Genomic DNA, 15207 nt, shown 5'->3' on the forward strand with positions numbered 1-15207 from the left:
TGTAAAATTTTTCAATAATTAAGGTTTCGTCTGTTCTGTGAGGTTTCTTGCAACGCTAGTGGTCCCTTCCGGCCAATCGCCAGCGGTGGCGAAGGCGCCGAGGCCGTATTGCGTGGAGGACAGTGCCGCCTCGAGCACCGACTCGGCGATCGGAACCTGGAAGCGCGGATCGGACGCTTCCGTATGGACGCGGTTGGCATCCGCTTCGTCTCCGATGGTCAGGACGGTTGTCACGATGCCGCCATTGACCACCAGATTCCAGTTGCTCGGGTCCACCGTCCACCAGGCATTGTTCTTGGCTCCGCCCTGCAGGTATTCGTACTTCGCGTTGATCAATACTTCCTGAATCATTTTGGCGCGGAGACGGTCGCGCTCCTGCTGCGTCAACGCATCGTACAGCCAGTCATAGCCGATGGAAGCCACGACCCCCATCTCCGAAATGCTGAGGAAATTTTTGGCGCCGCCATGCCAGTCCTTATAATCCACCATTACATTCAACTGATTGATAGCGGGAACCGAATATTTGGTATCGCCTGTCAATTGGTACATGAGGGCGAGCAATTCAATCCGCGGCCTCAGATCATCCGCCAGATTGACGATATTGATGTTGGCGCCCGAGCTGGACGTACGGTATTCGAAGATCTTGCCATCGGCGGCTACCTTGTCCGCCTCGACCTTCACTTTGGCGTACCACTCCTGCATGATCGGGTCTGTCTGAATAAGCCCGCGAATTCGCGTAAAGTCATCGCCTGTGGCAAACAACCGGGGGTGAGCCGACCCGGGCGCCGAATGCCTGGAGACGAGAGAAGCGATCATTTCCGCCCCCGGCAGGCCGACATAAACGACGACCTTGGCGCTGGCCGTATGGCCCTGTCCGTCGGATACTTCGATCTGAAAAGCGTCGTAGCCCGTATAACCCGCCGCAGGCGTATACGTCCAATCGCCATCCGACTGAACGGCAGCGCTGCCGTGCTGGGGCTGGGATGCCTGGTCCGCTTTGAGGGCGAACGTTAACGGGTCGCCATCCTTGTCTTTGGCCGTCACGCGACCCGACACGACTTGACCCCGAACCGTACCTACGTTGACTTGCAGCGTATCCATGGACGGGGCATCCTGCTGCGACCCGACATTGACCTGGATGACCGAGAAAGCAAAGTGATCATGGCCGTCGGCGATCAGCAGCGTGAACGTATCCGCTCCGTTATATTCGGCATTCGGATAATAGGTCCATGTTCCGTTGTCGCGCGCTGCGACCGTACCATGCGACGGTGCCAAAAGCACGGATGCGGTAAGCGGGTCTCCCGCTGCGTCGGTTGCCAGTATCGGACGGCTGATCGATTGATCCTCGTTGACAACGACGGTTTCGTCGGAAGCGGTAATGTCCGAATCCGTCCCTACAACGACGGCATAAGTTGCAGAAACTTGCGGGTTTTCTTTTGCTTTTACGCTGATTGCAGCGATGCCGGGAGCGACCCCCCTGACCGTAGCCTTGGAGGGATCGGTTCCATTCGCCTCTACGACGGCTACCGCCTCATTCTTCGATTCCCAGGATACGACCGGATTGGTGGCGTTCGCGGGCAGCACCGTTGCCGTCAAGGCCACGCTCTCGCCGACGCCGATCAATCCCTTGTTTTTATCCAATTGGATGCCGGATACCGGAACCCACGGAATCACCTGGATATCGTCCGCCCACAGCGTACCGGTACCGAGCTCGAAGGCAACCTCAAGCCGCGCTTTCGTGGCGCCCGCAGGGACCGTGACGATTTTTTCGTAATAGCTCCAGCCGTCCGCGCCTGTCGTTCCGATGGCGGGAAGCTTCTCATAGACATTGCCGTCCTTCGAAATAATCGCATTGTTATTATCCTGGTAGACCAGTCGCAGGCTGACATTCGTACCGCCGTTCGCCTGCTTGAGCCAGCCGCCGACCCGATAGCTCTTGCCGGCTGCGGCACCAACGATATTGTTGTACAGAACCGCCTTTCCTTGGGAGGAAGCTTCGATCTTGAACGACTTCGCGCCTTCCTTCTTCACCGTCGAATCAAGCGATAATTGAGGATGGGTCCCCGTGCCGAAATATTTGGTCCAGCTGTCCGGTTGGATCCCGTTCAGCCAATCCGTCGAGGTGGCAGCGACGGTCGTCTCGAACCCCCCGTTGGGAAAAGCCCCCGACACAATCACCGTGTAAGACTTCGACCAGCCGCCTTCCGCGGACGCAGCGGTAATGACCGCTTGGCCATCCGCTTTGGCGCTGACCTTGCCGGATGCGTCGACGGCGGCAACCTCCGGCTGGGAGGACGACCAGTACACCCGTCTATCCGTCGCGTTCGAGGGGGCGGCATACACGGCATGCGTTACGCTTTCGCCGGGATTGAGGGCTTGATAAGCAGGGACGTCCCCGATGAGCCCAGTAACGGGAACCCATGGCGTTAGCTGCACGTCGTCGAACCAGGCTTTTCCCGTTCCTTTCTCATAATTCGCGTATAAGCTGGCCCCGGTCGCACCCGAAGGCGCTTGAACGAGACCCCCGTAGTTCTTCCAGGGCTGCGTGCCTTTCACGGCTGTCGCCGGCAAGTATTCCGTGCTAATCGCAGTCCCTCCCGAACCGCTCCATTTCAATCGGAGAGAGGCTCCGGTGCCGGTTAGCGATTCTGTCGCGATCAGGCTGCTCCAGCGATACCAATGGCCTTCGGTCACCGGCATATTATACTGCACGGCGGAAGCATTGCTGTTAACTGCAGCACTGATGCCGAGCGAGCGGCCTCCTGCTCCGTATACGGCTTCATCGACCGTAACGACCGGGCTTCCGTAAGGGGTTAAAGCCGACCAGAAGGAAGGGGTCTTATTCGTAAAGCCGTTCTGCGATCCGCTTGTCACCGTTTCAAAGCCGCTGTTCTTCACAAGCCCGGCAGGGGCTACCGCCACGAGGTAGGAAGCCGTATAACCGCCTTCGGCCGAGGTGGCTGTAATCGTGGCAAGGCCCGGTGCAACCCCGGTAATCGCGCCTTGTGCGTCAACGGTCGCCACGCCGGGAGCGGACGAAGCCCAGCTCAAGCTGGGATTGGACGGATTGGCGGGCGCGAGCTGAACGGGTGCCTGCTTCGTATCTCCGACACGGATCATGGCCCCCTGCTCTTGAAAGGAGAGACCCTTCAGGGATGTCCATGGTTTGAATTGAATGTCGTCAAACCAGGCGTAGCCATAAACCTGGTTGTAATCGAGATCGACTCTCGCCGTGACGGCCCCCGCGGGAGCAATCGTTGCCGTGGCGTAGCTGGGCCAGTCCGTTACGGTGCCCCGGACCGGTTTAGTGGAAGGAAGCAAATAATCCATCCGCAGCACCTGCCCATTCGAGTTGAGGTAGGCAACCCGGATATTGACGCCGTAAGCGGTGGTCGCTCCTGTAATCTGCTGGGTTTTGAATGCGCCGGATAACCGGTATTCCTGGCCGGGAACAACCGGAATATTCCCTTGATACACCGTTAACCTGCTTCTGTTCGGTGCAGGCGAGCTGATCTTTACAGAACGGCTGCCCGCACTCGCGTGATACGTTTCCACAGTGACCGTCGGGGCGACCGGCGTGTTTGCCGTGTCCACCCAGATCAGCCAGTTGGCTGCCCTTCTCGTTGTCCAGCCGAGTTGGGAATCTGTGGTGTAGGTCTCGAACGAGCTGTTCTGGATCAGATTCTCTTCCGCTGCCTGTGCGGAAGGAGCTCTCGCCGGGCCCCAGCCGGGAGGAAACAACCAGCCAAACGTCAACATAACGAGCAGGACCAAGCAAAGTCTTCGAAGCATTAAAAAACCACCTTTCCTATTAGTTTTGCGCTATGGCAGCGCATACAAATACGATAGGCGGTTTGCTTATCCATTTCTATAAGTAGATCTCAACAACGGCAAACCCGTTTTCTTCTGGCATACAAACCGTTTTTCACAATGGCTAACCCGAGTTATGGTGAGGGATATGGAATTGTTATTGTGCATGTATTGATGAGAGACTTTTATGTGTTGTAATGAAGAAAACGAGTCTTTTCAAGGATTTTCAGTGATTCCTTAAATTTCCATTTAGACATCCATACGGCTGACGCGGCACCATCAGAAGGATAAAAAGGGATCTTCGTTGAAGTAACTTTTACGGCTGGCTAAGGGAGGTCGCGTCTTCTTGGTGCCGCGAGCCCGTGAATTAGACAAACCCCAGCGACCAGGTGCACCACAGATTGTTGCTCCTCTTCGGAAACACGATTAACCCGGATGGTTGTTGCACGAGTCAGGACGAACCCGCAAGGGCCAAAAGTTGCGAAGCGCCTTAGTTGAAGCGGCAAGAGGGGCCGCTAGAGCAAAAAAACGTATCTATCGAGCCAATATCATCGCATTGCTGCCCGACGTGGAGCGAGCCGAGCAGCGGTTGCTGTGACGCATAGCATTCTAACCATTGTTTATCATATATTGACTCGGAAACAACCGTATATCGAACTCGGCGCAACGTATTATGAAGAGCGCAAGCGCGATACAGTCATGAAGCAATCCATTAAGAAACTGGAATCTTTAGGGTACAAGACAGCAATCGATTCTGTAACTGATTAATCCGATATCGGATCGTGATAGGGCAGCCGGGTCCATTTGAAAAACAAGGATTTGCCAGGTTTAGTTTTATATTGTCTTTTTTAAAGTTACTGCGAGTTAATTTTCAGGATAGAATAAAAGTTTTGAAATGGGGGATATAAATTTGTTGCATTGGTATTACAAATTAAACTATGAAATGAACACTACGCTTCTCGAAGTTGGTTAAGCAGTAAACCATCCTTGCAGATCAATTCTTGCATGAAGTACCAAGAGGAGGCAGCTTGTTGTAATGCCGTTGCCGCGGCATCCCCATTAGCATGTCGACACCAGTGCGTGTACACGCCTTATTAGCCGCCGGGGCTTCTTGTTGAAGCCGCAGCCTCCAGATCGTCGCCGGTAATCTCGCTGTCGCTGTAACGCGCCTTATAGTAAACTCGGATGAGCTCCGCCGTTTCCGCATCGTTTGCATGGCGCCGCAGCTCCTCAGGCGTTAAATTCGGCGGGATCGTCCCTCCCCGTTCCGTCCAGGCGCGAAGCCACTGCCGATACAAGTAGCGGATGCGGGCCCGGTTGTCGGCCTGATCCCCCCAGCGCTCGCGTCCGGCACGCCTCTTAAACAACCGTCCCAGCCACCCCTTCCCAGGGCTCCCGCTGTCAAGCCGTTCCGCAGGCGGAAGATCGGTCTCTTCGTCGACATATCCGGTATCCCGGTCGATTGCGTTCATGCGTCCGAAGTAAGAGGCCAGGCGGGCAACTATGCGGAGCATGGCACGGATAATCGCTTGTCTGCGGCGGTACGTCTCGCGAAGCGCAAACCAAACAGCAGCTATGAGCAAAATGGCGCCGATGCCGTACAGCAAAACATCCAGCACATCGCTCAGCCAGCCGCGTTCACCGGCGGGCAGCGTCGGCGCAGCGGCTGGCGGCTTCGGCTCGTCCGGAAGCGGGGGAGGCGGTTCGCTATGACTTGAAAATAGCCACTGAAGTACGCTGCGTACCATGCTCCATACCCAATTCCCCATCGCGCCCGCAGCCAAGATGGTTACAGCCAGCGCAGCAGCCAGCGTAACCGTAACGAACAACCGATTGTGCCTGCGTGTAGAAGCGGTTACGGCTCCGCGTTCGGACGAAAAGATCTCCCGCTGCAGCATGCGCCGATTCAGTGTGAACAGCAAAACCGCCAAGCTGAAGACGCCCATCGCGGTGAGCAGAGGCACATAGGGGATCCATTCAGGGAGGCGGCTTGCGACAATCGATCCGATGCCATAGCAAGCGATTCCTATGGTGTATCGTTGCACGACGGCAGCTCTAGCCGCCGCCCCCGTGACAGCAGCTCCCCGCAGCACCGCTACACAGGCCGCAAGTGCGAGCAGCGCAACCATCCAAGCAGGCTTCCCGCCGCCGAACACTGCCGCATGGGCCGCTGCCGGCGGAAGCGCTGCTACTAGGCGTAACCACCGGCGCTTTGTCCCGTAAGCGATCCCCGTACCGCACAGCGCCAGCAGTGGTAAGGTGAAGAGCCACAGGGCCCGCCAACGTTCGTCAGGCAGCATGTACAATCCCGCCGCCAGCCATACCGGGACGAATAGCAGCTGCTCAATTATGGCGTCACGCCAGCCTTTAAGCGCTCCGTGAAGAACGCCAGCTTCCGCTTGCTCATGAGGATGCTGCATCGCGCGTCCCCTCCCCGCCCGGTACGTACATGATCTCAACTCCGTTGCCGCGCCGCCGCAATTCATCGATCACAAGGTCCATACCGCCGTCCGTGTGACATGTAATCAGCAGGAAATCGGCGCCTTGCGTCCCGGCGTCCAGCTCGCAGCGCAGCAGTTCCGGGAAGCTCATAACCGATTCGAGCTCCAGCTTCGCCATAGAATCCAGCAGCGTCTTTAATTGCTCCGTTCCGCCGCCCGGCTCTTCCCGGACCGGCCACTTGAGCGTACAGTCCGCTACCCAGCCATTGCTTAGAAAACCGGTGTTCACACCGACGCCTAGCGCGTAGTGGGCGACCGAAGCGGCATACCGTATCGCCCGTTCGATCCGGGGAGGATCGGTAACCTGCTTCCACATCGACTCGCTTACTTCTACATTTAACACGATCCAAAGCCGATGATCCGCCGTATAGTCGCGTTTGTGCACCTGAAGCTCTCCGGTGCGGGCAGTCGCCTTCCAATTCACCGATCGGAAACTGTCGCCAGGGCGATACTCCCGAGTGCCCGTCGTCAAGAACGGGTCCTCCATCATCCATCTGCGCACTGTGATGTCCCCGAGCCAGCTATGGCTCGGCAGCGGCAGCTCGCTCATCGGCAGGGGCTTCGGGTATACGAGCAGCTGCAGGGAGAGCGGGCAGCGTTTCGACACGTTCATCAGCCCGAACGGATCGCCCGCCGTCATCGTCGCCGATTCGAGACGGTACCAGCCCCTTGCCGCGCAGCGCACCCGATGGCGTCGGGTAATCAGCTTATAAGGCCGCAGGCTAAATAAGCTGATATGATTCTGCAATATGTCGCCGCTGCGAATATCGAGGCTCGCCTGACGTTCGAACACCAGCCGCCCGGACAACAGCGATTCGAGCCGAAGCCACGGCAGCGGAAGCAGCTTCCGGTTGCCGATACGTTCGATCATCTCGATCGAATCCCCTTCATAGGCGGATCCGGTCGAGAATTCCCGCTCATAAGTGACGTCCCGCAGCGCCTGACGCCGGTATAGTAAAGCAAGAACAGCTATTGTGCCCAGCGTAATCAGGAACAGCATATGAAGCTCCATATGAACCGACCGCCTCCCAACGCCTTCTAACTGCGCCCTATTTGCTCGGCGGGTACCTCGATTCCCTCCAGCACGCGAAGTACGATTTCCTCGCCGCGTTTGGCATTAAGCCGCATGCCCTGGTGCAGCACGATCCGATGGGCCAGTGTCGCCACAGCTACCCGCTTCACGTCATCCGGGGTAACGTAATCCCTGCCGCTGATTACGGCGTATGCCTGAGCCGCCCGCAGCAGCGCCTGGCTGCCTCGAGGGCTTACGCCCAAAGCCACATCCGGGTGACGCCGGGTCGCTTCTGCAATCTGCACGATGTAAGCCAGCAGATCGTCATGAACGGCCGTCGACATGGCGAGCCGCTGCGCCGCCGCAATGGCCTCCGCCGTTGCAGCCGGCTCCAGCTCATCCAGCGGATTCGCGTCGCGGAACCGCTTCAGGATGTCGATTCCTTCTTGAAAGCTTGGATAGCCGAGTCCGATTCGCATCAAGAAGCGGTCCATCTGCGCTTCCGGCAGCGGGAACGTGCCCTGGTGATCGACCGGATTTTGCGTCGCAACGACGAGGAATGGTGCTTCGAGCACATGTGTCTCCCCGTCGATCGTCACCTGCCGCTCCTCCATGCATTCCAGCAAGCTCGATTGCGTCCGCGGCGTAGCCCGATTGATTTCGTCGGCCAGCAGCACGTTCGCGAACACCGGTCCCGGCCGAAATTCAAACCCGCCTATCCCCGGGTTATAAAAGTTAATTCCAACGATATCCGATGGCAGCAGGTCCGGCGTGAATTGGATTCGTTTGAACACCCCGCCAAGCGTTCGCGCCAGCGTCTTCGCCAGCATCGTCTTGCCCGTGCCCGGCACGTCCTCCAGCAGCACGTGACCGCTCGCCAGCAGCGCGGTTAAGAGCAGATCCACCGTCTCTTCCTTCCCGACTACAACTTTTCCGGTCTGCTGGCGCATGGCCTGCAGCATCCGATACACATCCTGTCGTCCCAACGCCATCCTCCGCTCCTCCTTCTGCCTTCCGCCTCAAGTTCCGCTTCGTTATTATTGTAAACGATTCCAACTGAGCTGACAAAGAAAAAGACTCCCTCGCTGCCCGCCCATTCGAGCGGGGGCCAGGCGAAATATTTCTCGTTATCCCCCTTCCGCCCTTACCTCCCCTCGCGCTTGCGATATTCCGATGGAGTCACGCCGAAGTAACGCTTAAACACCGTAATAAAATAGCTTTGGCTGTGAAAGCCGACTTCCAGCGCAACGCTCATCACCGTCGATCTGCCTTCCTTGAGCAAACCGGCCGCTTTCTGTACCCGAACCTGGTTCAAATAATCGAGCGGACTGAACGTCGTCATTTCCTTAAAAAAACGGCACAAATACGACGCATTGACCCGGACGAGTGCGGCGAGCTCGCTCAGCCGGATCGGCCGGCTGTAATGCTCCTGAATGTACTCGATAACGAGCTTGAGGCGCTCCAGCTTCAGCTCCTCGGCCGGGCTCACGGATTGCTGCCGGCGCCGCTCTCCCATCGCAATGAGCTTGGCCACCATGAGCTGCAGCAGTCCTCTCGTCATCATTTCGTACACAGGCGCCGCATTATGATTAATCTCGAACACCTGATCCAGCAATTGCAGGATCGATCGCTCCTCTTCGCTGTCCCCCGTCAGCCGGACGGGCACAACGTGCTGCCGGCGAAGAAGCGGGCGCACATAGCGCTCCTGTACCGGATCGATCGGACCATGGGAGAGCAAATCCGCATGGAATACGACGGCGCGGAACGAACAGCGGCTGGCGTCTGCAACGGTCCCGGAATGAAGCTCCCCGCCGTTCACGAATACGGCTTCCCCCGCTCCCAGCTCGTACTCGCTGAGGTTCACTCTCATCACCGCTCTTCCTTCGGTAATCATAAGAAACTCCAGCTCGTCGTGCCAATGCAGCTCGAGCAGCTGCTGGCCGGGCTCACACGTGATTTCGTATACACTGACCGGGAACTGCGGCGAGCCGTGAATCCGGTCTTCCTTAAGCTGAGGCGTGTTCATGCTGCCGGCTGCACTCCTTCCCGCACTGAAACATGTCAATATCTTGATATAATTTGGCAAAATCTCGAATGAATCGTGAACTTAATATCAATATTATTATAAATAAATTATGCACCTGGAGGTAGATTCGAGTTGAAGTTTTCTCATGGCTATTGGATGCCTAAGGAAGGGTATACGATTCAGAACCCGATCGACGTTCGTGAAGTGAACACGAGCGGCGGCACCGTTACGGTCTATGCGGCGACCCGTCAAGTTCGGCACAAGGGCGATACGCTGAACGGCGCAATGCTGACAGGCGAATTCAGCTCACCGATGCCCGACGTCATCCGCGTCAGATGGACGCGGCATGCAGGAATGCGGCAAAGGGGTCCCGCTTTCGAGCTTCACCAGCTTCAAGATGGAATCGCTTCCACAGAGCAAACGCCCGACCACGTTACGCTGACCAGCGGCAGCTTGAGCGTCAAGCTCAGCAAGCGCGGCACATGGGGAGCGGAATTCGCCTATGAAGGCCGGCGGCTGACCGGGACGAGCCATCGCGGCGCCGCTCATATTACGACGGCGGACAAAGCCGTATATGTCCGCGAACAGCTTGATCTCGGGGTCGGCGAAACGATATACGGCCTCGGCGAGCGGTTCACGCCCTTCGTCAAGAACGGACAGGTCGTCGACATCTGGAACGAAGACGGCGGCACAAGCAGCGAGCAGGCCTACAAGAACGTTCCTTTCTATTTGTCGAGCGCCGGGTACGGGGTGTTCGTCAATCATCCGGAGCATGTTTCGTTCGAAGTCGGCTCGGAGGTCGTCTCCAAGGTTCAGTTCAGCGTTCCCGGCGAAAGCTTGGAATACTTCATTATCGGCGGCCGCAGCCTGAAGGACGTGCTCGGCAACTATACCGCGCTCACGGGCAAGCCCGCCCTGCCGCCGGCTTGGTCGTTCGGCCTTTGGCTGACGACTTCGTTCACGACCGATTACGACGAAGCGACGGTGAACAGCTTTATCGACGGCATGGCCGAGCGCGATATTCCGCTTCATGTGTTCCATTTTGACTGCTTCTGGATGAAGGAATATCAATGGACCGACTTCCAGTGGGATCCGAAGATGTTCCCGGACCCGGCCGGAATGCTCAAGCGCCTGAAAGACCGCGGACTCAAAATTTGCGTTTGGATCAATTCGTACATTGCCCAGAAGTCGCCTCTGTTCCGGGAAGGAATGGAGCGGGGGTATTTGGTCAAAACGCCGGAAGGCGACGTATGGCAATGGGATCTATGGCAGGCCGGCATGGGCCTCGTCGATTTCACGAACCCCGAAGCCGTCGAATGGTACAAGGATTATTTGCGGCGTCTAGTGGACATGGGCGTCGACTGCTTCAAAACCGACTTCGGCGAAAGAATTCCGACGAATGTCGTCTACTTCGACGGCTCGGACCCGATGAAGATGCACAACTACTATACGTTCCTGTACAACAAGGCCGTGTTCGAGGTGCTCGAAGAGAAGCTGGGCAAGAACGAAGCGATGCTGTTCGCCCGCTCGGCAACGGCCGGAGGCCAGCAGTTCCCGGTTCATTGGGGCGGCGACTGCTCGGCCAACTACGATTCGATGGCGGAGACGCTGCGCGGGGGGCTGTCGCTCGGACTGTCCGGCTTCGGCTTCTGGAGCCACGACATCAGCGGCTTCGAACGGAAAGCGCCGCCTGACATTTACAAGCGCTGGGTCGCGTTCGGCCTGCTCTCGTCCCACAGCCGCCTGCACGGCAACGAGACGTACCGGGTCCCTTGGCTGTTCGACGAAGAAGCGGTTGACGTGCTGCGCCATTTTACAAAGCTGAAGTGCCGCCTCATGCCGTATTTATTCTCGAAAGCGGTGGAAGCGACAACGACGGGGCTGCCGGTGATGCGCGCGATGGTGCTTGAATTCCCCGCCGACCGGAACTGCCGCGGACTCGACACCCAGTATATGCTGGGCGACAATTTGCTCGTCGCTCCGATCTTCAACGACCGCGGGCTCGCCTCCTATTATGTGCCGCAAGGACGATGGACCGACTTCTTCACCGGAGACGTACGCGAGGGCGGGCGATGGTACGAGGAGGAGCACGGCTACATGACGCTGCCGCTGCTCGTCCGGCCTAACAGCCTGCTGGCGGTCGGCACGAACGAGCAGAAGCCCGATTACGATTACGCTGACGGCGTAACCCTGCATCTGTTCGAGCTGGAGGACGGGGCAAGCGCCGAGACGACCGTATGCAGCGTCGGCGGCAAGCCGGAGCTGACGGTCCGCATCGAGCGGTCCGGCAGCCGCATCAGCATCGATCGCAGCGAAGCCCCTGAAGGCGGCAAGCCGTTCTCGATCGTGCTGCGGGGTATCCGGCATGCCGCTTCCGTCAACGGCGGAACGTGGGAGCTCGGGAAGCACGGGATCAGCGCCAGCTTCGCCCAAGGCGCCTCCAACATGACCCTTGAACTTTAAGCATACCGAGCAAGGATTGCCGACGGCAGTCCTTGCTCGTCTTTATCCCGTGAAACTGCGTATGACAACAAACTTAAGGAAGGATGTGCGGCCGCTTGGGGTCCACCTCACTCCACCGGCGGCGCTCCCGTCTGTATGAATACTTGACGCTGAAGCGCCGCATTATTATTTTGTTTCTCGTCAGCTCGTTCGTTCCGTTCGCCGGTATCATCGCCATTTCGTATGTGACCATATACTCCATTGTGACAAACAAGCTGCAATCCGGGATGCAAAGCAATCTGCGGCAAGTCGAGCTGTCGCTGCAGAATACGATCACGAACCTCAACCACGTTTCGCAGCAGCTCGTCCCCCAGCAGCTCGCTTTCGAAGGCTCCGCCGGACAAAAGCTCGGTCAAATTTTGTCCGCCGAGCATCCGTTCGAGAGGCTGAAGCTCACCGAAGAGCTCGGCAATGAGATCTCGACGATTACGTTCACCAACCCCTCTATCGGTCTGACGATGTACGTATTTAAGGACGATAACAGCTACCGGTTCGAGAATCTGGCGGTGAAAGACGGCTTCACTCTCGATACGCTTCCCCTTCTCGTGCAGTATTACGGCATTTCCTATTATGGCCCCCACATCAGCAACAACCGGTTCGACAATCAATACGTGCTGTCCGCCGTCCGCAAAGTGCCGCTCCCGCAGCGGGAAGACGTCTACGTGTACATCGAGACCGGCTTCAAACTGACACAGGCGATTCTGGATAACGACCAGTTCGGCGGCGCCGTATCCCACCTGTTTTTGGACAACGACGGAAAAATCGTCTACAGCGAGCGCGGCGACGCCTTCCCCCGCGGCGCACCGTTTCCCGCCGGGCTATCCGCGGAAGAGTCCGGAGAGGCGCATGGCTATGTATGGTTCAAGGAGAGGAGCAATCAAGGCTGGAGCATCGTCTCGCTGATTCCGGCCGCCGATTACCGCCGGGAGCTGAACCGCTGGTTCGTCCAGATCGCCCTGTTCGCCTTCGTCCTGCTCGCCGTCAGCCTGCTGCTGGCCTGGCTGCTGTGGCGGATGGTGTACAAGCCCTTGAACAAGTTCAACAAGGAAATCAAGCTCATGACCCAGAGCCGGACGCTGCCTCAGACGCCGGACGAGACGAAATCGGCGGCGACCCATATCCCGGAATTCGACGTGCTGCTCCATCAGTTCCGGCAGATGAAGGAGCAGATCTGGACGCTGTTCTCGGAGATCGAGCTCAAGGAAAAGCGCCGCGTCGATCTCGAGGTGGAAAAGCTGCTGTATCAAATTAACCCGCATTTTCTTATGAATTCCTTGGACACCGTCCATTGGCTGGCCGTCATGAACGGCCAAACCGAAATCGACCGGCTGGTGCTGTCGCTCAACAAGCTGCTCTATTATAACCTGGGCAAGCTCGGGCAAACGGCGACGATCGAGGAAGAGCTCGATGCGCTGCGGCAATATTTGACGCTGCAGCAGATTCGCTACGATTTTGAATTCGACGTGCGGATCCATGTGGACGAACGGGTGCTGAAGGCGCCGGTTCCCCGGTTTATTTTGCAGCCGATTGTGGAAAATTCGCTTTATCACGGCTTGGATGATAACGGATACATCGAAGTTAATGTACGGGGTGACGGGGACCGGATCGACATTACGATCGGCGACAACGGAAGCGGCATGTCGAAGGAGACGATCCGCGAGCTGCTGGAGCAGCAGGGCGGCGATCAACGCAAAGTGGGGATGGGCATCGGGATGAGCTATGTGCGAAGAATGCTGGAAACCCAATACGGGACGCAGGCCGAGCTGCACATCGACAGCGTCATCGGGCAGGGCACGCAGGTGCTGCTCCGCCTGCCGATACAGGAGGCTGAAGCGATATGACCATTCGGGTACTCGTCGTGGACGACGATAAGCTCGTGCGCAAAGGGCTGATTTCCGCCATGCCTTGGAGCGAATTCGGCATGGAGGTTGTCGGCGAGGCGAGCAACGGCGAGAAGGCGCTGGACTATTTGCAGGAGCACGACGTCGATTTGCTGCTGACGGATTTGGCGATGCCGGTCATGTCCGGAATTGAACTGATGCGGATTGTCCGCAAGCGGTATCCGCGGCTGCACATCGTCGTCCTGACGCTGCATCAGGATTTCGAATACGTGCAAGAGGCGCTGCGGCTCGGAGCGATCGATTATATCGCCAAGGTGCAGCTCGAACGGGAACGGTTCGAGGAAGTGCTGGAGCGGATCTCGACGCGTATCGCAGAGTCGAAGGAGCACGCCGGAGCCGAGCCGAAGCTTGAACGAAGCGAATGCTTCACCTACGATACCGCCTACATCACGATGAGGCTGGAGCCGAATGAAGGCGACGAATGGCTGCGCAGCAGTCCCCAGACCTTACTCAGCGCGTGGGAAGAGCTGGACGACCGGATTTGGATAGCGGCGGGCGATGATCCTGCACCAGCTGCTTTGGACGGAGTTCCGCTTCATGAGGTCTTTCATTTGCAGGACGACGGCAGGACGGGAATCCAAGCGGAACCCGGCTCGGCGATCCTTCAGCTAAGCGGTGTTCGCGGCGCCTCGCGCAAGGAGGTTAGGCAGTGGCTGCGGGAATACCGGGACAGAGAGCTGTTTTACGATTTCGACCCTCGCACTCCGCTCATCGCCCTTGAATTCGGCCGGCGGGAACGCCTCGACATACCGGCCGATCCGGAAGCGCTGTTGTCGGAGCTCAAGAGCGTCTTCTTAGCCTGGGACTGGATTTACAACGATACCGTGTTCCGGGATTCCATCGGTCGGCTGAGGCGACTGCGGCTCCCGCAAACGATCTTGATCGGCCTGCTCTACTCGCTGCTCGACAGCTGGAAGCGTCTGTTCGGTACGAGCGATATCCGGCAGGTGCAGCCGCTTAAGCCGTTCACCGCCTGGCACGAGGTGGAGCGCTGGCTTGCCGAGGCACGAGGGCGTATACGTCAAGGGCTGGACAAGCCTTCCTACTCGCCGGAAGTCGCTCAAGCCGTTATGAAGGCTGTCGGCATTATTCAGCAGGAGCTTCATCAGCAGCTCACGTCCGGGGACGTCGCCCGGCGGGTCAACATGAGCCGCAGCTACTTCAGCCAATGCTTCCGCGACATCATCGGCAGGACGTTTAACGATTACTTGCGTTATTGCCGCATCGAACAGGCGAAACAATATTTGCTCTACTCGACGAAGACGATTCAGTGGATTGCCGAGAACACCGGTTACTTGGATGAAAAATATTTCAGCCGCACGTTCCGCGACCAGACCGGCATGCTGCCGAGCGAATATCGCCAATCCCGGCGCCAAGGGTAGACGATCGTCCGTCTGCAAGGTAGAGCATTGTTCGCTGATGGAGCCGGCGGCCGGCCCAAACCGCCGCAACTCC

Annotated in this window: 8 protein-coding genes and 1 pseudogene; 4 read left to right on the forward strand and 5 right to left on the reverse strand. The window is 57.8% G+C overall.

The genetic code is table 11. The features are described from left to right. Window positions 1–18: 18 nt before the first annotated feature. Window positions 19–3792 carry an Ig-like domain-containing protein gene (locus tag ACFFK0_RS30420; protein ID WP_377475176.1) on the reverse strand — a complete coding sequence of 1258 codons (3774 nt, stop codon included), beginning with the start codon at window positions 3790–3792 and terminating at the stop codon, window positions 19–21. Window positions 3793–4258: 466 nt separating this feature from the next. On the opposite strand from ACFFK0_RS30420, the pseudogene ACFFK0_RS30425 reads away from it, so the two are divergent. Next, window positions 4259–4578, forward strand: a pseudogene (locus ACFFK0_RS30425) (IS110 family transposase); the annotation flags it as partial. Between the two features lie 326 nt (window positions 4579–4904). Here ACFFK0_RS30425 and ACFFK0_RS30430 read toward each other — a convergent pair. The 4 genes from ACFFK0_RS30430 to ACFFK0_RS30445 form a co-directional block, all read right to left on the reverse strand. Next, window positions 4905–6230 carry a DUF4129 domain-containing protein gene (locus tag ACFFK0_RS30430; protein ID WP_377475178.1) on the reverse strand — a complete coding sequence of 442 codons (1326 nt, stop codon included), beginning with the start codon at window positions 6228–6230 and terminating at the stop codon, window positions 4905–4907. Further along, the gene (locus ACFFK0_RS30435) at window positions 6214–7323 is read right to left on the reverse strand and encodes a DUF58 domain-containing protein (RefSeq protein WP_377475180.1); all 1110 of its coding nucleotides are present in this window, start codon (window positions 7321–7323) and stop codon (window positions 6214–6216) included. Before ACFFK0_RS30435 ends, ACFFK0_RS30430 begins: the two co-directional genes overlap by 17 nt. A 26-nt stretch (window positions 7324–7349) precedes the next feature. Continuing rightward, complete coding sequence (locus ACFFK0_RS30440; protein WP_377475183.1) at window positions 7350–8315, reverse strand: AAA family ATPase; 966 nt, start codon at window positions 8313–8315, stop codon at window positions 7350–7352. A 152-nt stretch (window positions 8316–8467) separates the two neighbouring features. Further along, the gene (locus ACFFK0_RS30445; RefSeq protein WP_377475185.1) at window positions 8468–9349 is read right to left on the reverse strand and encodes an AraC family transcriptional regulator; all 882 of its coding nucleotides are present in this window, start codon (window positions 9347–9349) and stop codon (window positions 8468–8470) included. Between the two features lie 132 nt (window positions 9350–9481). Between ACFFK0_RS30445 and yicI the strand changes: the two genes are divergently transcribed. From yicI to ACFFK0_RS30460, 3 genes are all read left to right on the forward strand, one after another. Beyond that, window positions 9482–11812 carry an alpha-xylosidase gene (yicI, locus tag ACFFK0_RS30450; RefSeq protein WP_377475187.1) on the forward strand — a complete coding sequence of 777 codons (2331 nt, stop codon included), beginning with the start codon at window positions 9482–9484 and terminating at the stop codon, window positions 11810–11812. Between the two features lie 143 nt (window positions 11813–11955). Then, window positions 11956–13692, forward strand: a complete 1737-nt coding sequence (locus ACFFK0_RS30455; protein WP_377475234.1) for a sensor histidine kinase — start codon at window positions 11956–11958, stop codon at window positions 13690–13692. Continuing rightward, window positions 13689–15134, forward strand: coding sequence for a response regulator (locus ACFFK0_RS30460; protein ID WP_377475190.1), 1446 nt, complete (start codon window positions 13689–13691; stop codon window positions 15132–15134). Before ACFFK0_RS30455 ends, ACFFK0_RS30460 begins: the two co-directional genes overlap by 4 nt. Window positions 15135–15207 lie beyond the last annotated feature (73 nt).

Source organism: Paenibacillus chartarius, from assembly GCF_042432825.1.
Classification (GTDB): domain Bacteria; phylum Bacillota; class Bacilli; order Paenibacillales; family NBRC-103111; genus Gordoniibacillus; species Gordoniibacillus chartarius.